19 protein-coding genes are annotated in these 19477 nt (G+C 36.0%); 13 read left to right on the forward strand and 6 right to left on the reverse strand.

Annotation, left to right across the window (positions count from 1 at the left end; translation table 11 throughout):
- Positions 1-80: 80 nt before the first annotated feature.
- Positions 81-797 (forward strand): biotin--[acetyl-CoA-carboxylase] ligase, encoded by a 717-nt coding sequence (locus AC3HD6_RS06245; RefSeq protein ID WP_488895568.1) that lies wholly within the window; start codon positions 81-83, stop codon positions 795-797.
- On the opposite strand, the gene AC3HD6_RS06250 is transcribed toward AC3HD6_RS06245, so the two are convergent.
- The 4 genes from AC3HD6_RS06250 to AC3HD6_RS06265 all read right to left on the reverse strand — a co-directional run bounded on the left by AC3HD6_RS06250 (position 791) and on the right by AC3HD6_RS06265 (position 4241).
- Positions 791-1903, reverse strand: a complete 1113-nt coding sequence (locus AC3HD6_RS06250) for an LptF/LptG family permease (protein WP_488895569.1) — start codon at positions 1901-1903, stop codon at positions 791-793. The genes AC3HD6_RS06245 and AC3HD6_RS06250 overlap by 7 nt on opposite strands.
- An 8-nt stretch (positions 1904-1911) precedes the next feature.
- Positions 1912-3042 carry a tRNA guanosine(34) transglycosylase Tgt gene (gene tgt / locus AC3HD6_RS06255; protein ID WP_160137123.1) on the reverse strand — a complete coding sequence of 377 codons (1131 nt, stop codon included), beginning with the start codon at positions 3040-3042 and terminating at the stop codon, positions 1912-1914.
- A 69-nt stretch (positions 3043-3111) separates the two neighbouring features.
- Positions 3112-3477 (reverse strand): DUF4296 domain-containing protein, encoded by a 366-nt coding sequence (locus tag AC3HD6_RS06260; RefSeq protein ID WP_488895570.1) that lies wholly within the window; start codon positions 3475-3477, stop codon positions 3112-3114.
- 47 nt (positions 3478-3524) lie between these two features.
- The gene (locus AC3HD6_RS06265) at positions 3525-4241 is read right to left on the reverse strand and encodes a polyprenol monophosphomannose synthase (protein WP_488895571.1); all 717 of its coding nucleotides are present in this window, start codon (positions 4239-4241) and stop codon (positions 3525-3527) included.
- Between the two features lie 240 nt (positions 4242-4481).
- Between AC3HD6_RS06265 and AC3HD6_RS06270 the strand changes: the two genes are divergently transcribed.
- From AC3HD6_RS06270 to AC3HD6_RS06300, 7 genes are all read left to right on the forward strand, one after another.
- Positions 4482-5150: a DUF4271 domain-containing protein gene (locus AC3HD6_RS06270; RefSeq protein ID WP_488895572.1), complete on the forward strand. Its 669-nt coding sequence runs from the start codon at positions 4482-4484 to the stop codon at positions 5148-5150.
- 12 nt (positions 5151-5162) lie between these two features.
- Complete coding sequence (locus tag AC3HD6_RS06275; protein WP_123276203.1) at positions 5163-5903, forward strand: uroporphyrinogen-III synthase; 741 nt, start codon at positions 5163-5165, stop codon at positions 5901-5903.
- Positions 5904-6043: 140 nt separating this feature from the next.
- Positions 6044-8089, forward strand: coding sequence for a S9 family peptidase (locus AC3HD6_RS06280; protein WP_488895573.1), 2046 nt, complete (start codon positions 6044-6046; stop codon positions 8087-8089).
- 91 nt (positions 8090-8180) lie between these two features.
- Positions 8181-8519 (forward strand): hypothetical protein, encoded by a 339-nt coding sequence (locus tag AC3HD6_RS06285; RefSeq protein WP_068940622.1) that lies wholly within the window; start codon positions 8181-8183, stop codon positions 8517-8519.
- 552 nt (positions 8520-9071) lie between these two features.
- Positions 9072-9959 carry a hypothetical protein gene (locus AC3HD6_RS06290; protein WP_488895574.1) on the forward strand — a complete coding sequence of 296 codons (888 nt, stop codon included), beginning with the start codon at positions 9072-9074 and terminating at the stop codon, positions 9957-9959.
- 1 nt (position 9960) lies between these two features.
- Complete coding sequence (locus AC3HD6_RS06295) at positions 9961-10800, forward strand: hypothetical protein (RefSeq protein ID WP_488895575.1); 840 nt, start codon at positions 9961-9963, stop codon at positions 10798-10800.
- A gap of 1 nt (position 10801) precedes the next feature.
- Complete coding sequence (locus tag AC3HD6_RS06300; RefSeq protein WP_488895576.1) at positions 10802-11629, forward strand: hypothetical protein; 828 nt, start codon at positions 10802-10804, stop codon at positions 11627-11629.
- A 116-nt stretch (positions 11630-11745) separates the two neighbouring features.
- On the opposite strand, the gene AC3HD6_RS06305 is transcribed toward AC3HD6_RS06300, so the two are convergent.
- Positions 11746-12231, reverse strand: coding sequence for an SRPBCC family protein (locus tag AC3HD6_RS06305; protein WP_488895577.1), 486 nt, complete (start codon positions 12229-12231; stop codon positions 11746-11748).
- A gap of 201 nt (positions 12232-12432) precedes the next feature.
- On the opposite strand from AC3HD6_RS06305, the gene AC3HD6_RS06310 reads away from it, so the two are divergent.
- From AC3HD6_RS06310 to AC3HD6_RS06330, 5 genes are all read left to right on the forward strand, one after another.
- Entirely contained in the window at positions 12433-13971 is a 1539-nt protein-coding gene (locus AC3HD6_RS06310) for a sensor histidine kinase (RefSeq protein WP_488895578.1), read from the forward strand.
- Positions 13972-14059: 88 nt separating this feature from the next.
- On the forward strand, positions 14060-14746 hold the full coding sequence (locus AC3HD6_RS06315; RefSeq protein WP_002982671.1) for a response regulator transcription factor: 687 nt from the start codon (positions 14060-14062) through the stop codon (positions 14744-14746).
- A gap of 82 nt (positions 14747-14828) precedes the next feature.
- Positions 14829-15479, forward strand: coding sequence for a hypothetical protein (locus AC3HD6_RS06320; protein ID WP_488895579.1), 651 nt, complete (start codon positions 14829-14831; stop codon positions 15477-15479).
- A gap of 55 nt (positions 15480-15534) precedes the next feature.
- A complete protein-coding gene (locus AC3HD6_RS06325; protein ID WP_488895580.1) occupies positions 15535-15861 on the forward strand; it encodes a hypothetical protein in 327 nt (108 codons plus the stop codon).
- 68 nt (positions 15862-15929) lie between these two features.
- Complete coding sequence (locus AC3HD6_RS06330; RefSeq protein ID WP_488895581.1) at positions 15930-18635, forward strand: TonB-dependent receptor domain-containing protein; 2706 nt, start codon at positions 15930-15932, stop codon at positions 18633-18635.
- Positions 18636-18962: 327 nt separating this feature from the next.
- Here the strand turns inward: AC3HD6_RS06330 and AC3HD6_RS06335 are convergent, their stop codons facing one another.
- Entirely contained in the window at positions 18963-19460 is a 498-nt protein-coding gene (locus tag AC3HD6_RS06335) for a cupin domain-containing protein (RefSeq protein WP_488895582.1), read from the reverse strand.
- Positions 19461-19477 lie beyond the last annotated feature (17 nt).

Consider the following 19477-nt stretch of genomic DNA (forward strand, 5'->3'; position numbering starts at 1 on the left):
ATACTATAATCTGCAAATTTATTGTTTTTTCTTTACTTTAACCTTACTTTTACCCCCTTAATGTCTTAAAGTTTTCTTAAATGAGTCAACTCTTCTATCTGAAAGAATGTTCTTCTACTAATGACGAAATATCAAAGTTTTTACTTTACGAAAATTCAGATTTTATAGGATTGCATACTTTCAATCAAATTAAAGGCCGTGGGCAGTATGGAAATGTCTGGACTCAGACTGCCGGAAAAAACCTAGCATATACGCTGGCAGTGAATACTCAAAACATACTGTGCTCCGACTTTATATTCAATTATTATACCGCAATTCTTGTCAGGGATTTCCTGGCCAATTTGGCTGATAATGATGTAAAAATCAAATGGCCGAATGATATTATCCTTAAAGGTAAAAAAATCGTTGGAATTTTGATTGAAAAGAAAAAAATTAATCAAAATAATTATTTTATTATCGGAACCGGAATTAATATTCTTCAGGATAAATTCGATGAAATATCAAATGCCGGATCACTCCTGACACAGACTGGGCAGGAATTTAACCTTGAAGCGATTAGTCTGAATCTTCATGAATTCTTATCAGAAAAACTGAAAAATATTCCTTCTGATCAGGAAATATTGAACGAGTTCAATAAGAATTTATTCCGAAAAGATGAGATCTCGGTCTTTGAAATTGAAAAAGAGCGACAAAATGGCATCATCCGTAATGCAGATGACAAAGGGGAACTTTGGATTGAATTGGAAAATGATGGTCTTCGATCTTTCTATCACAAAGAAATAAAGCTCCTTTACTGATTGGCTCTTTTGATATAAAGATATAAAGTAAGCGGAAGAAATACCAGATTAGGCAGCCACATCGCCAAAGCCGGAGATAAACTTTTATTCTCCGAAACCACTTTTAAAGCTTCAAATGAAAAGACAAAAAGGAATGCCAATGATATCCCTATTGCAAGGTTAATTCCTAACCCCCCTCTCTTCTTTTGAGAGGATAGGGAAAGAGCAAGGAAAGTCAGAATAATAATAGATACAGGCATTGAAGTCCTTTGATGAAGTTCATTCAGGTAAGAATTCAAGTTACTATTTCCTCTGGCTTTTTCTCTTTCTATAAATTTTAAAAGTTCCGGTGTTGTTTTATTCTGTCCTAAGAGTTCATTCGGGAAAAGTTCTTCGGGAGAATGGCTGTAGTTCTTTCTAAGCTCCACACCATTATTCAGTTTCTCTGTATTATCTTTATTAATTGTCTTTTCAAGATAGTTATTTAATACAAACTGCTTTTTATCCTGGTCCCAATATACTTCACTGGCTTTTAGTTCATACACCATCTTTCTATGGCTGTCAAACTTTTGATACACAAAACTGGAGCCTCTTTTTTCTCTTTTATTCCAGGAATCTACGAAGATATACTCTGTTCTGCTTAGCTGTGAAGAGGCTGGAGCTGTCCCCAAAATCTTTTCTTTATTGGCCGCATTATAGGTATATGCTTCCAATTGATTTTTCTTAATATTCGCCCAAGGCAGCACCAAGTGGTATACAACAAGAGCCATTAAAGCAATCAGAATCGAAGTATACAGATAAGGTTTTGAAAATCTGTGAAAACTGGCACCACTACTGATAATGGCAACAATTTCAGTATTATTAGCCATTCTGGATGTGAAATAGATCACGGTGATAAACACCAGAATGGATAGGAATGTCACCACAAGGTTGATGATCCAGAAAGGATAAAAATGAATCAGGAAATACCCAAGGTCCAGTTTAGGATCAAGAGCTTTTGCATTTTCAATTCTTGGAATCTTCTGCTGAACATCGATGACAAGTACCACTATAGACAATAGTACCAGCATGAAACTAAAAGTTCCAAGGTATTTTTTGATGATATATTTGTCTACAATTTTAAGCATAGGTCTTCTTACAGTCTTTGTCTAAGAACTGGTACTACAGAATTTTTCCACTCATAGAAATCTCCTGCTATAATATGTTCTCTTGCTACTTTTACTAAATCAAGGTAAAATGCAAGGTTATGGATTGAGGCGATCTGTTTTGCAAGATATTCTTTGGATACGAACAAGTGACGAAGATACGCTTTTGAATATTCACGATCTACAAAGCTGGTTCCGAACTCATCTAACGGCGAGAAATCACGCTTCCATTTTTCGTTTTTAAGGTTCATTACCCCTTGCCAAGTGAAAAGCATTGCATTTCTTGCATTTCTTGTAGGCATCACACAATCCATCATATCAATTCCTAAGCCAATAGATTCAAGAATGTTCCAAGGCGTCCCAACTCCCATCAGGTATCTTGGCTTTTCTTTTGGAAGAATATCTGTTACTTCATCTGTAATTCTGTACATTTCCTCTTCAGGTTCTCCTACAGAAAGCCCTCCGATAGCATTTCCTTCTGCTCCTGCTTCAGAAATCACTTCTGCAGAAATCTTTCTTAAGTCTGAATAGGTGGACCCTTGAACAATCGGGAAAAGTCTTTGCTTATGGCCGTATAATTCAGGATTATCATTAGTCCATTCAATACATCTTTTTAGCCAACGGTGGGTAAGCTCCATCGATGATTTTGCCTGGTTATAATCACAAGGATAAGGTGTACACTCATCAAAAGCCATAAAAATATCTGCCCCGATCTGTCTTTGGATTTCCATTGATCTTTCCGGAGAGAACATATGGTAGCTTCCATCAATATGTGACTTGAACCTTGCTCCTTCTTCTGTCATTTTTCTATTGCTCGCTAACGAGAATACCTGAAAACCTCCCGAATCTGTAAGAATAGGAAGATCCCAGTTCATGAATTTATGTAAACCACCGGCATCCTGCATCGTTTCCATCCCTGGACGAAGGTAAAGGTGGTAAGTATTCCCCAAAATAATCTGGGCTTTAATGTCTTCTTTTAATTCTCTCTGATGAACTGTTTTCACACTTGCAACAGTTCCTACCGGCATAAAAATGGGAGTTTGAATCTTCCCGTGGTCTGTAGTAATCTCCCCTGCCCTTGCTTTTCCCTCAGAGGTTTTTTCGATATTAAAAAATTTCATCTGTACACTTTTTTAGCTCGCTGCATTCAGCGATTATCATTGACCGGGCGAAACCCGCTTCATCATTATTTATTTTTGAGGCATTCCAAGCTCCGTCTGCTTCAGCTTATCTTTTACGTATTTTTCCGCTTTTGGGTCTTTTTTCAGTAAAATCTGCTGTGCTTCAGTTGCGATGTCTGCCATCTCTTCTTTAATCACATAATACTTAAAGCTATCGACAAAGTCATCCGGTTTTACATTATGAGATTTTAAAATAAACCTTGTACCCGCTTCCATATTCCTGTTCTGATACATAAAATTAACCTGATCGTTGATTACAAGATCAGCAACAATCTCTGCCATCACATCCTGATCAATCAGATTTTTAGGCTTATCAATATAATCACTACATGAAAACAGCCCCAGAAAAACAAAAACAAGGATCAAATTTTTCATCCGCTTATTTTTATATTTTTTATTGGAAGAATTGGTCATGTTTAATTTTATAATCTATTGATGATTGACTTCCATTTTAAGTTTAAAACCCCAAAAACAGCTTCATGGATAATTCCACCGTTCATTTTGCTTTCTCCTAAAATTCTGTTGGTAAATATAATAGGAACTTCTACAATTTTAAAACCTTTTTTAAAGGCTCTGAATTTCATTTCTATCTGGAATCCGTATCCTTTCAGTCTCACATTTTCCAACCCGATTTCCTCCAGAACCTTTCGTGAGAAACAGACAAAACCGGCTGTTGTATCATGGATAGGCAGTCCTAAGATAAATCTTACATATTTTGATGCAAAATAAGATAATAAAACTCTTCCCATAGGCCAGTTCACTACATTCACTCCTTTTGAATAACGGGAACCAATAGCCATATCTGCATTCAGACAAGCTTCGAAAAGTTTCGGCAGATCATTAGGGTTATGCGAAAAATCTGCATCCATTTCAAAAATGTAGTCGTATTTATTTTCGATCGCCCATTTAAACCCATGAATATAGGCTTTCCCCAAACCATCTTTAACATGTCTTATCGACAGGTGCAGGTAATGTGAATATTTTTTCTGTAATTCCTTTACAACATCGGCTGTTCCATCAGGAGAAGAATCGTCTACTACTAAGACATGAAAATCATCCTCCAATGCAAAAACAGCGGAAATAATATTTTCAATATTTTCCTTTTCGTTATACGTTGGGATGATGACGAGTTTTTTCATTTCAGTTTGCAAAGATAGTTTATTTAACCTTTTTATTTTATACAAAATAATCTATAATTTTGCAAAAATATTTTTCAAAGATTCATGTATCAGATAAAGATTGTTTTCTGCAGTTCTGAATGATCTATAAAAATCAATGAAAATATGTTTTAAGATTAGATTTAACAGATGAAGCAATAAAGAAATTCTATGCCAAGTTGTGTTATTTATAGTTAAATAAAAAAATAAAAAACTTAAAATTTGCCGTCATCACCAAACTACATCAATCATGTAAGAATACCTGAGAATAACGATTGGGTAATTTTTATACTTATAGGCTGTGTATTTTTATATGTCTTTATGATGAACATTATAGAAAGAGATGCCAGTCTTAAAGATTTTCTGCTTCAAAAGTATTTTGATGCCAGTAATAACCTTCCCAGCTGGATCATTACATCCTGCGTGATTACCCTTACTTTATCCGTGTTAATCTCGCAGTATATTCCGGTCGTCCCTAAGTTTATTGCAGATCTGCATGTTTTAGGATATCAGCTCAATAAGTTTGGGTACACCTTGCTGGCTGTTGTCTTTTTTTATCTGGCAAAGTCTACATTAGGGTATTTATTTTATCAAAGTATAGGAGATGGAAAAAAATGGACTATTTTTTATTTCACCTCCACAAAATTTTATTTTATCCTGTCTTTTTTGCTGATCATTTTATGTGTAACCCATTATTACTTCCCTATAGACAGAAATAAAATGTTCCCATATTATTTCTTCTTCTTTGCTTTTGTATTCATTTTCAAAGTTTTTTTCTATTTATTTCACAAGAACAAGATTCTTCCGGAGAAATGGTATTATAAATTTTTGTATATTTGCACGCTCCAAATCGCACCATTATTATTGCTTTGGAAATTGTTATTTTTTTAATAAATGTCAAAGATGAGAATAAAGTCCATATTGGTTTCTCAACCAGCGCCTAGTGAATCTTCTCCATATTTGGATATAGCGAAGAAGGAAAAAATAAAGATTGATTTCCGTCCATTTATCCACGTTGAAGGGGTTGACAATAAAGAACTCAGAACTCAGAAAATAGATCTGACGCAATATACCGGTATCATTTTTACCAGTAAAAATGCTATTGACCATTATTTCAGACTTGCAGAAGAATTACGTTTTGCAGTTCCGGATACCATGAGATATATCTGCCAGTCGGAAGCTATTGCCAACTATCTGCAGAAGCATATCGTGTACAGAAAAAGAAAGATCAGCTTTGGGGAGAAAAACTTCTCAGACCTACTTCCTCTGTTCAAGAAGTTCCCCACTGAAAAGTATCTGTTACCATCTTCAGATGTATTAAGCCCAGACATTGTAAAAACTTTAGATTCTGCTAATATAGAGTGGACAAGAGCAATCATGTACCGAACTGTATGTAGTGACCTGACAGACATCAACATTAAAGATTACGACATGTTGATTTTCTTCAGCCCACAGGGAATCAAATCTCTACAACAAAACTTCCCAGACTTCAAACAGGATGAAACAAAAATCGGAGTTTTTGGAAACACCACTTTGGCAGCCGCTGAAGAAGCAGGATTAAAAGTAGACCTAATGGCTCCTACGAAGGAAACTCCTTCTATGACCATGGCCCTAGAAAAATACATTAAAGCACTGCACAAATAGTCTTTAATACAAAAAAATAAAGCTAACCATCTCTCCAATAAAGGAAAGATGGTTTTTTTTTGATTACATTTGAACAAAAATTAACATTCAATAGTACGTTCCCGGAAATCGTTTCGAACGTACAAAAATTAAAATATCTGATGAAAGCTCCACAAGCAAAAAAAATAGAAAAAATACTAGAAACCCATGGTGACAGAAGAATTGACAATTACTTCTGGCTTAATGAAAGGGAAAACCCGGAAGTTCTTCAATATCTAGAACAAGAAAATGCTTACGAAGAATTCATCATGAAAGACACCGAAGATCTTCAAGAAGAGCTCTTCGAAGAAATGAAAGCACGTTATAAAAAGGATGATGAATCTCTTCCTTATTTCTTTAATGAATACTGGTATATTGTACGCTACGAAGAAGGAAAAGAATATCCTATTTTCTGTAGAAAGTATAAAAGCCTTGATAACGAAGAGGAAATTTTGCTTAACGTAAATATTCTGGCAGAAGGAGAAGATTTTTTTGAAGTAGGAAGTGTTGCGGTAAGTCCCAATAATGAATTGACTTCTTTTTCTTCGGATAATGTAGGAAGAAGGATCTACACCCTTAACTTCAAAAATTTAAAAACCGGAGAAATTCTTCCTGACAAAATCCTGAATACTACAGGAAAAGCCGTTTGGGCGAATGATAATCAACATGTATTTTATATCAGAAAGGATAAAAGCCTTCGTGCATTCCAGGTATACAGACATAAACTGGGAACAGATTCTTCTGAAGATGTACTGATCTTTCATGAGGAAGATGACACCTTTGATGTGAATGTCTTTAAAACAAAGTCTTTACAGTATATTTTCATCGCAAGCTCAAGCACTATTTCGGATGAACATCATTTTATCCCTGCTGATAATGTTTTTGCAGATTGGAAGATTATTCAGCCAAGAGTAGATGATCTTGAATATTCTGTAGAACATTATAAAGATGAATTTTACATTATTACGAATGCCGACGATGCCACGAATTTCAAAATTGTAAAAACAAAGATTGATCACTGCGGTATGGAAAATTGGGTAGATGTAATTCCTCATCGTCCTGAAGTTTTATTAGAAGGCTTTGAAATCTTTCAGGATTATCTGGTGCTGGAAGAAAGAGAAAAAGGTCTGCTTCAAATCAAGATTATTGATGAAAGGACCCAAGAATCTTATTACCTTCCTTTCTCTGATCCAACTTATACAGCCTATATCGGAATCAACCTTGAATTTGACACCGACATTCTACGCTATGGCTACACTTCTCTTACCCAACCCGGTTCTACATATGAATACAACATGAAAGATAAAACCACAAAACTTCTGAAACAGCAAGAGGTTTTGGGTGGAAAATTCTTCCCTGAAAATTATATTTCCGAAAGAATCTGGGCAGACTCCAGAGATGGTGAAACAAAAATTCCTATTTCTCTTGTTTACCATAAAGACACAAAAAAATCAGCAGACACACCACTGTTACTCTATGGATATGGAAGTTATGGACATACTGTAGATGCCAGCTTCTCCAATGTAAGGTTATCCATTCTTGACCGTGGCTTTATTTACGCTATTGCTCACATCCGTGGTGGTGAATATCTGGGAAGAGAGTGGTATGAGGATGGGAAAATGCTGTTTAAGAAAAATACTTTCTTCGATTTCATTGACGCAGGGAAATATTTAATAAAGGAAAACTATACTTCATCCAAACATATGTATGCAATGGGTGGAAGCGCCGGAGGGCTTTTAGTAGGAGCTGTTGTTAATTATGAACCACAATTATTCAATGGTATTGTAGCACAGGTTCCTTTCGTGGATGTTGTCACAACTATGTTAGATGATACTATTCCATTAACAACCGGAGAATATGATGAATGGGGCAATCCAAATGACAAGGAATACTATCATTATATGAAGGATTATTCCCCTTATGACAATGTAGAAGCTAAAGATTATCCAAATATACTGATTACAACAGGATTCCATGATTCCCAGGTACAATATTGGGAACCCGCAAAATGGACTGCCAAGCTTAGAGAATTAAAAACAGATGACAATATTCTGGTTTTTAAAACAGATATGAGTTCAGGACATGGTGGAGCAAGCGGAAGATTTGAATCCCTGAAAGAAGATGCATTGGAATATGCATTTTTATTGAAAATTGATAATAAAGGATAAAATTAATTACTGTCAATAAAACTTAAAAACAAACCATAAGAAGAGATTAAACACTGACAACATCAATTATTAATCATCATTTACCAATTATATGAACGAGTCCGAATATTGGAAAAAAATAGAACAGTTCTTCGAGGACAATTTCCAGACTGAGAAGAACCCGCCTATTGAAACACTACTGTTTTTAATAGGCCTGCAGGAGCTGGGCAGCGGACAGCAAAAATACACAAAAGAAGATAAGGTAAACCTGATTCATATTGCAATTTGCAGACTGCTTGAACCTTTTGGATATTATAAATTTTCACACTATGAAGATGGATGGCCACACTTTGAAAAACTGGAAGATCTTCCCGAATTAAAGCCTAATGAACAGACTTTATTAATGAAAAAGGCAATTATTCAATATTTTCAGGAAGAAGAACTTATTTAAGCAGAAAAAGCGGTAATTTGAAAATTTACTAATAAAAAGGCAACATTATTAGCAAAATCCTTATAAAATACCACATCCCTTATACAAATAGAGACAAGTAAAATTTTGTCTCTATTTTTTTTAAACAAAAACAACTTTATAATTTAAAAAATGTCGTATTTTTTAAATTAGAGTTAATATTATAAACCATTTCATTCCCAAGCTATTATACAGCATTTTTATGAATTTCATATTCATATTTTATAATTTTTCACAATTTAATAGATACAATCCATATTAGATTTGTAATTTAGAGGCTTAGAGACCAAATTCTTTTGACCCACTTCCGTGGTCAATTTCCCTCAGAATAACAATGGTCAATTTCTTCAGTCTTACAACATATGTACAGTACTGAAAAAAAAGACAAAAACAAATGAAATCCCGATTCGAAGAGAGCCGGGACGGATAAAAATTTGAAAAAACACACAAAAAACTAAGGACTGAAAAACTATGCATTTCAAAAAAAATTCTTCTGAATAAAAGACAGATTAAAATTTAAATAGAAATCAAACCATGAGAAAAATTAGCACTTCTTTAATGTTGCTCATTGTCAGCATGGCCTTTTCACAAGTAGGTATTTCGAAAAATCCAACAGTCGAGATCCACAATAAGGCCATTTTACAGGTAGACGGGAAATATGAAGGAAAGAATTACGGAATGATGCTTCCCGAAGTATCTGCACCGGAAAACCTTCCGTTGTATAGCTCCCCAACCTCAGATAATGAGATGGCAGGAATGATGATGTTCGAAAAAACGCATGCTACATTTTATTCCTATGATGGAGGAAAATGGAACAATGAACCCACTGCTGCAGAATTCAAAATGAAACAATCCAGGTTTTTATCCAATTCGGACGAAGAAATAGGGGTCGCATGTGTACTTCTTGGATGTGGCCGACATGTGGGTCTTGGCTTCAGTGCACCTATCGATGGAAAGCAATCCTATAATAGTCTTAATATAACCAGGGAAGCAGCAGTTGTAGCTGGGGGAGGACTTTATGGAGACAAAAGCTTTGACAATGCCAAATTCGTCATTAATGAGGCCGGAGTCTATGATATTTACCTGAATGTTCCTTCCAAAACCGGAGGAGCAGTATCCCTTACAAGTGGGCCTCAATATCAACTAAGAGCCTATCTGAAGCAAAGTAACGGAAGCTATAACGAAGTTAAGCTCACTACATTCTTCCCGGATTATTATGGTATCCTGGGAATTGGCGGAGATACTAACACCGCAGCTTTTACCACCACCAGAATCCGGTTGAATCCGGGAGATTATATTGTTTCTAGAATACATTCTCCATTGGCAACGGTATCTGTAGTGGTTACTCTTACCGCCGCTACCAATACCAATATTGCCAAATATTACCCAAGAGAAATAATGTTCACCAAAGTAAGTGATTAAAATGATCAGAAAAACAATTACATTCCCAGTCTTTATTTTAACAGCGATTGGCACCATGTGCTTTGCTCAGGTCAAAATGGGGAACAGACCTGAAACCGTCCATCAAAGGGCAGCATTACAAGTAGAACATAATGCCAAAGGAATTATGCTTCCCATTGTTGAAAACCATACTGAACTTCCTAATTATAACGCAGCACATCCCGATCTGTATGAAAACAAGCCTGAAGATAACGGTTTGATATTTTATAACAAAGAGATTAAAGATGTTGTAAAGTATGATGGCTACAGATGGATAGCTGCCACAGAGAGAAGTATTAAAAATTATAAAAATGTAAGCATACTGGGATCTAATGCTGCCGATGTATCTGTTGCTAATGTACTGGGAATTACAGGCCGCCCTACCCTTCCTTTCAATATTTTAAATGATTTCGATAGAAATAACATCAACAATTTAGGGGTTAAGGTGAATGCTAATGGAGAAATTACGATTCCGGCAGATGGCTTTTACAGAATCAATCCTTCTGTAAAAACAAGCAGTGCCGGAGGGCTTTCCGTAGGAAATGCAGCTACAATTATTTCTTTACAAGCCCTTTACACCAATGCAACAACAGACGGATGGCAAAAAATTCATGAAAACAGTTTTTTACTTTATGGATTACTTGTAACAGCAGGCAGCGCAAACTCGGTGAACAATTTTTCTACTACAAAATATCTGCACGCAGGAGATCAAATCCGTTTAAGAGCAGGTATTCAGGCTGACACCGGATTAAATGTAGGAGCTGGTGTGAATTTTAAAATGAATGATAAGGATACTTTTATCTATATAGAAAAACTGAATTAAGATGAGAAAGAAAATATATATCACCGCACTTCTGATGACAACCCAAATAGCATTTTCTCAGGTCATTATCGGAAGCGCATCCAATCCAAGCCCGAATTCAATGTTCAGTGTTGTCAATAATGAAGATAATACTGCCCGGTCTAAAGGAATGATGATTCCAACGGTCAATAATGAAACAGAATTACCGCTGTATAATGCCAGCCAGCCTAATCATTTTGATAAAGATCCTTCTATGCAGGGAATGATTATGTACAGAAAAGATATCCAAAGAGTGGTAGTATATGATGGCGAGATATGGAAACCTACTTTTTACGAAACCGGAGGAAGAGTCACACGTGCCAGCATGAACCCAGCAACTTCTGAAAATGATTTTCCTTCTGTAGGATGTGTACTGATCGGATGTGGAGAAAAAGATGTCCCGTTTGGTTTTTACAACACAACATTGGATGGAGATAAACTTGGCATTATTGATTCTCAGGGAACCGTGAACAACAATTTCAGCAACTTTACTTTTAAGGAATCAGGATTTTATAAGATTCTTATCAGCTTAAAGGTAAAGACATCCGGGATCCATGTCAGCCCACCTGTGATTTCCTTCAGGGCTTTAAAAAATGGAGCTACCCTTGCAAGAAATGATGTTCCTTTAAATGAAGCCATTCTTATTACAGCCGGAGCTAACAGAGTGGGAACCATGGAGTTTCTGGCCATGTTTGACAAAGGAGATAAGCTCAAAGTTCAGGTATCAGGAGGTGTTTCTATCCTAACGGTGGCAGATATCTATAAAATTGTTCCGACAGACGGAACTTTCATCAGCATAGAAAAGCTATAAATCTTAAATACGAAACATTTTATATTCCATATTTCATTAAACCGGAGGCTCCCATTGGAGTCTCCGGTTTTCATTTATAAAATTAATGATCTGTCTATCAATTTTTCATTTTCATGTTAACCAATAATTTCTTTAAGCTGAGTCAGCCCCATTGAAAAGCCTTCTTCAAACCCCATATCCAACATTTTCTTCATCACTTCTTCAGATTGGTAGTGAATATTCACTGTCACCTTTGTTCCCTCTTCCACTCCTGTAAAACCAATCAGCCATTTTGACCTTGGAGCATCTTCATTTACTTCTCCATTTTCATTACAGAAGGCACTTGTCCAATCAAAACTCCTATGTTCAATGATTTCTCCATACTGGGATTGGGAATATCCTTTTTCTCCATTCGGACCTACCATAGCATACAACCAGATACCGCCTTCTTTAAAATCCTGTTTTACAGTTTCACATTTCCAGGGTCTTGGGCCCCACCACTGATCCAATAATTCGGATTGGGTAAAATAATTCCACACTTTTGAAACATCAGTCTTGTAAATATTCATTACATAGATACTTTTTGAGTCAAAATCTTTGTTGAAAATGATGTTAGATTCCATAAAGTAATAATTTTGATTAAAGGTAACTCTTTATTGACATAAAGGACTTTTCCTATGACAAGTAATCAATAATTCATAAATAATTGTTAAAAAACAGTCTTTTAAGAAAAAAAACATAATTTTTTGGCTCGTTTTTTGTTTACCTACTCTTAAAACAATTAATTTTAACATTCATTTTTCCAAAACATATATAATTAAATAATGAATAATAAATTCATCCCAATAATTTCGGTGTTTATGACAATCTCACTGATTGTCTTTGTTACGCTCCAATTTTATTGGCTGAAAGGCTATTACGGTGTACTGGAACAGGACTTTTCAAATAAAGTTTATTCTGTTTTGGAAAATACATCCAAAACAATTGAAGAAATTGAAGCCGATAAATATCTGACTAAGGATAACAGAAGTACCATTCTTGCTAACAGCAAAAACCCTTCACTTACTACTATTCAACAGGTAGAAGATTCCGGAACGCAAAGACAGATTATCTACTCCAAGAATATTATTTCCAATGCACAGCTTCCCATCTCTAAAACAGGAGATTCTGTAAAACTTACTACTTTATATACCGACGAAGCAGCTTATAAAATAAAAAGAGATACAACCAATCGTGAAATTCTAACCTCGGACATCAATCAGGACATTGAAACCGGGGATTATGCTGTAAAAGAGTTTGTAAAGGTATATGGGAACAATTTACCTATTGCACAAAGGGTCAACCCAGCGACTCTCGACTCTGTCATTACCAAAGAATTAAAAATCAGAGGTATTACGGCAAAATTCGGATATGGAATTGTTGATAAAGACAACAAACTTACCAGTATTGCTAATAAAGCCTACAAAGAAAAAAAGGACAGCAATACCTATAGCTACCCTCTTTTTACTGATAAAAAGTACAATACTTTATACAATCTGGCTCTGGTTTTCCCTAAGAAGGAGTATTCACTAGCCATGAACAACTGGCCGATGCTATTGGGGACTTTCCTTTCATTGCTTACTATTCTTGGGATTTATATTATCTCCATCAATTATATGATGAGACAGAAAAAGCTTGCTGAAGTAAAAACAGACTTCATTAATAATATGTCGCATGAATTCAAAACACCACTGGCGACTATTTCTGTAGCAACAGATTCATTAGCTAATGATAAAATTGCTACTAATCCGGATAAGGTAAAATATTATTCCGAATTGATTAAACAGGAAAACCTAAGGATGAAAAAGCAGGTAGAAAATGTTCTGAACATGTCTAAGCTTGAAAGGAATGAAGTAGAATTATTCCTGAAGGAGACTAATGTAAGAGAGCTTATTCAAAGAACAACTGAATCTTTTAACCTTATTGTGCAACAGAGAAACGGTACTCTAACTCAAAAATTCAATGCTACTCATTATAATTTCAAGATTGATGAGTTTCATATTTCGAATATGCTGGTTAACCTGCTGGATAATGCTAACAAGTATTCTCCTGAAGCTCCTGAAATTCATGTAGAAACAAGAAACGAAGGCCATTGGTATGTTATCGAGATCTCAGATAAAGGAATGGGGATGGAAACCCAGAACAAAACAAAGATTTTTGAGAAATTCTTCAGAGAAGAAACCGGGAATATTCACAATGTAAAAGGACAGGGACTAGGCCTTTCCTATGTTAAAAAAATTGTAGAGCTCCACAAAGGACAGATTATTGTAGAATCCAACAAGGGTGCTGGAAGTACATTTACAATAAAACTACCAATGGGGTAAAATATAAAATAAGAAACCAAAAACAAAATATAAGAAGAGAGAGTGAGACAGTTCATTCTTAATTGTTAATTATTAATTAGTAAAAGTTATGAGCAACAGAATATTATTAGTAGAGGACGATCAGAGTTTCGGGGCAGTGCTTAAAGATTATTTAACGATCAATAATTTTGAAGTTACCCTTGCTACTGATGGAGAACAGGGATTGAAAGAATTTACAGAAAATGAATTTGACATCTGTATATTTGATGTAATGATGCCTAAAAAAGACGGGTTTTCATTGGCTGAAGATGTAAAAAAGATTGATAAAAATACACCCATCATATTCCTTACAGCAAGAAATATGAGAGAGGATATTCTTAAAGGATACCAATTGGGAGCTGATGACTACATCACAAAACCATTTGATACGGAACTTCTTTTATACAAAATCAAGGCTATCCTCCAAAGAAGCTCCACGTTGGAAAATGAAGAGCAGGAGCAGTTCAAGATCAGCAATATTTTCTTTGATTCTATGCTAAGACAGCTGAAGGTAGGGGATAAAGAATACAAACTTTCTCCAAAAGAAAACGAACTATTGAAACTTCTTTGCATCCACAGAAACGATTTCATGCCGAGAGACCTTGCTCTTAGAAAGATCTGGAAAAAGGAAAATTACTTTACCGCAAGAAGTATGGACGTGTATATTGCCAAGCTTCGTAAGTTATTGAAAGATGACGAAGGATTGGAAATTATTAACGTACACGGTGAAGGATTTAGACTTCTTGTAAAAAATTAATTTAAAAATCGTATTATAAATATAAAATTAGCAAAACAATTGAAAATGTTTTGCTAATTTTGTTTCATACCCAATCAAGGATATGAAGAATACGTTTTTAGGTTTGATCTCAGTATCAATATTAGCTGTCTCTTGTAAGAAAGATGAAAAAGCGACTTATTTAAAGGATGAAGCTGGTTCTCAACAGTCTTCCGTAGCTATCAATAATGTACCAAAAGCTTCACTGATGGATCAGGCTGGCATTCAATCCAGTCCTGCAACGGCTGCTATAGCTGCGGCTCCGGGAATGAATCCTGCTCATGGGCAGCCGGGACATCGATGTGATATTCCTGTAGGACAGCCTTTAAACAGCCAGCCAGCAGCTACTCCAGCTTCTCAGAACATCAGTGTAGGAGCTAATAATGCCATTCAGATTGATCCAAGTACGGCCGCTCAAGCAAAAGTATCGATGAGTAACAATGCTCAATCCGTAAAAACGGCTCCGGGAATGAATCCACCACATGGACAACCGGGACACCGATGTGATATTCCTGTAGGACAGCCTTTGAGCAGTAAACCAGCGGCAGCTTCTCAATCTATACAAAACAATATACAAGTTACTCCCACCCCAACTCCTGCTCAGAATCAGGCAGCATCACAAACTCTGGCTATGGGGGAAAAACCTAAAGTAAACCCAGCTCATGGTGAACCTTGGCATAGTTGTTCTCTAAAAGTTGGTGATCCATTGCCATAAATTTTGTATTTTTGCAGGCATGAAGCTATTTCACATACTGGCAATAGTATTTTGTTTGGGAATCTTTCTGGTTCCTAAGGATAGCTTCTACGCTCAATCTATGCAGGAAACCTGCTGCAAAACTGAATCCGGAAAGAAGGGTGACTGTTGTAAAAATCATTCCTCAAAAAAAGATAGCAAGGACGATTCTAAAAAATCATGTAATGATGACTGCTGTTCGTCATGTATTGCCTGCTTTACTTTTATTGAAACCCCTTTTTCAAAGAACCTGCGTCTGGAACTTTCTTATTACAAAACAAATAAAAATCCTCAGTTTCAGTATTCAGACCCTTACATTTCCGATCGTTTAAAGGAAATCTGGCAGCCGCCTAAAATAGGTTAATTAAAAACATTGTGAGTTTGTTATATATTATAACGAACCGTATTTTATTTAATCTAAACTTTAAACAAATGAAATTATATATTTCCAGGTTCATACTTGGTACATTATTCTTATTTACCCAATTTATATCAGCTCAAAATCTTCAGAAAAACCATTTCAAAGTAAAAGGGAACTGCGAAATGTGCAAAACACGAATTGAAGGAGCAGCCAAAAAAGCAGGGGCAAAAACTGCTGTTTATTCTATTGACCTTCAGACGCTGACCTTAGAAACAGATAAAGTTTCTACAGATGATATTTTGAAAAAAGTAGCGGAAGCAGGCCATGACAATGAAAAATTCAAGGCTTCTGATGATGTTTACAAAAGTCTTCCGGGATGTTGTTTGTATGACAGAGACCTACAACCTGCACAATCGGAATCCCACCATGACCATCATACGGATACCACAATTCCTGCTAAAAAGGACAATGAGTTTTATGTGAGAGGAAACTGTGCTTCATGCAAAGCCCGAATTGAAAAGGCTGCTAAAGGTGCAGGAGCAGATTCAGCGGAGTGGAATGCAGAAAAACAGACGGTTGCATTGCATTTTGATGCTTCAAAAACCTCAGCGGATAAGATTTTGAAAGCTATTGCTGATGCAGGGCATGATAATGAAAAATACAAAGCTTTAGATGCCACTTATAACGGGCTTCCGGGATGTTGTCTGTATGACAGAGATTTTACTTTTGGAGAGGCCAATCCAAAGGTTCATTATGAAGAAGAAGCAAAACATGAAGACCATAAAGATCATTCCCCTCAACCTGACAATGATTCTCACAGTAAAAATGAAAAATCTATTGATGGAGTTGTTGTAACTGGTTCTAAAGCGGCCACTTCTTTAAGCAAAAAAGAGGCAGGATTAGTTTTTAATATTGATAAAAAAGAATTACTAAAAGCAGCATGTTGTAATTTGTCTGAAAGTTTTGAAACGAATGCAACCGTAGATGTATCTTTCAGCAATGCTGTAACAGGCACAAAACAGCTTAAAATGCTGGGGCTAGATCAAAAATATACAAGTTTAACGAAAGAACAGCTACCTGAGATCAGAGGATTGGCTTCTGCGTATGGATTGAATTTTATTCCCGGACGATGGATTGAAAGTATTCAGCTGACGAAAGGAGGAAGTACCGTAACCAATGGCTACGAAAGTATTACCGGGCAGATTAACACTGAATTATTGAAGAACGCTAAGGAGCCTGAAACTTCTTTAAATCTTTTTTCGGATTTTAACGGAAGAGCTGAAGTGAATATTACCAATGTATCTCCTATTAATGATAAATGGTCACAAACTTTCCTACTTCATGGGAATGGAACTTTTGGAAACACGGATATGAATCACGACGGCTTCCTGGACAGACCAAAAGGAACTCAGATTAATGCTGCTTACCTTCTTAATTATAATGATCTGGAAAAATCAGGATTCGGTTCTCACTTTGGAATTAATTTTATCAGGGATGAAAGAACTGCAGGACAGCTTGGTTTCGATAAAAAACTGGGGCAGGATAAACAGCCTGCATATGGGGTAGGAATTGATATTTCAAGATTCCAGGTTTGGAATAAAACAGGGTACGTTTTCAAAGGAAAACCTTATCAGAGTATCGGTTGGATGAACCAATACGTGTACCACCAGCAGGATAGTTTCTTTGGACTGAGAAATTATTCCGGGAAACAGCATACGTATTATTCGAATTTAATTTTTGAAAGCATCATTGGAAATACCAATCACAAATATAAAGCGGGAGCTAGCTTCCTCTATGATGGTTATGAAGAAACTTATTTAATAGATGATATTAAAAGAAACGAAATCGTTCCGGGAATCTTTGCCGAATATACTTTAACAGGATTAAAATATACTTTAGTAGCAGGAACCAGAGTTGATTTTCATAATCTTGCAGGAACTCAGTTTACTCCAAGAGTGAATTTTAAATATGATTTTACTCCGCAAACAATTCTAAGACTTTCTGCGGGAAGAGGATTCCGAACAGCGAATGTTTTTGCAGAAAGCCAACAGTACTTTGCTTCCAACAGAGCAATCAATATTTTGCCTAACGGAGGGAATATTTATGGTTTAAAACCCGAAATAGCGTGGAACTATGGGGCAAGTTTACAGCAGGAATTCAAACTTTTCGGAAGAAAATCTACGATCATTGCCGACTTTTTCAGAACAGATTTCCAGGATCAGGTATTGGTGGATTTAGATAAATCTCCACAGCAGCTGACATTTTATAATCTAGAGGGAAAATCATTTGCCAATTCTTTCCAAACGCAGTGGGATTTTACTCCTTTCAAAAACTTTGATGTAAGATTAGCGTATAAATATTATGATGTACAGGCAGACTATATCGGAGGAAGAAGAGAAGTTCCATTTATGGCAAAACACAGAGGCTTCGTAAATCTTGCCTATTCTACCAATAAGAATGATAAAGGAGGTTTCTGGAGCTTTGATACGACCTTAAACTGGGTAGGAAAACAAAGACTTCCTGATATGTCAGGCAACCCTGAAGAGTTTCAGTTACCAAGATACTCTAATTCTTATGCGGTATTGAATGCACAAATCTCAAAGAATTTCAATAAGAAACTTAGAGCGTATGTAGGGGGAGAAAACCTTACTTCTTATTATCAGAAAAATGCGATCATCGATTTTAGAAATCCTTTCGGAAATTATTTTGATGGCGGCATGGTATACGCTCCAATTATGAAAGCGAACTTCTATGTGGGATTGGATGTGACGTTTTAAAAGAGGGAAGCTGGAAGATGGAGGCAGGAAGTACTATTGAACAGTTTATTTGCTTGAACTCTTTTTAACTTCTTTCCCCGTTTCAGGAAATCCTTGAAAAGATAAAACAGCATCAGAGTTGATGCTGTTTTTTTATGCTGTAAAAAAAACTATAAGGTTTAGCTATTCACATATTTTCACTAATATCCAGAGACTTATTTCAATCAAGAAATTCAATAATAAGGATAATAACAAGAGGTTATGAAAATCTCCCGGAACTTCCCTCTTCCTTCTTCCAGCTTCCTAACCAATAAAAAATCAGCTTCAATATTGAAGCTGATTTTTTATTTATCTTCCAAAGTCATCCTGTACTCTTACGATATCATCTTCGTCCGAAGGATTGGAGGCATCGGTATGCTGCCATATTTCGGCTACAATTCCCCAGCCTGACAGACCTATTAATCTGTGTCTTTCACCCTGCTGGAGTTTTACCTGATCTTTTGGATGATATTCTCCAAGTTCTCCTTCTTCATCGGTAGCACTTCTTTTGATTCCTACTGTCCCTTCCAATACCTGCCAGATTTCAGCTCTTCTGTGGTGGTACTGCCAGCTTAGTCTTGCTTCAGGAGCTACAATAAGAATTTTAGGACTTAACTTACCTCCTATTCTTAGATTTTCAACATCAATTCCATCAAAGTATTGGTTGGCAAAATCCTGTGCCTGTGTTTCATCGATTACGAAAAATCCTCCCCACGGTCTGGTCTCATCTTTTGCCGCAATGGTAAAACCTTGTGTCTGCAACATATTTTCAACTCTATCGAATATTTCTCTTTTCTCAGTACTCATATATCTTGTTTCTCTTA

It is taken from the genome of Chryseobacterium sp. II3a, from assembly GCF_057815135.1.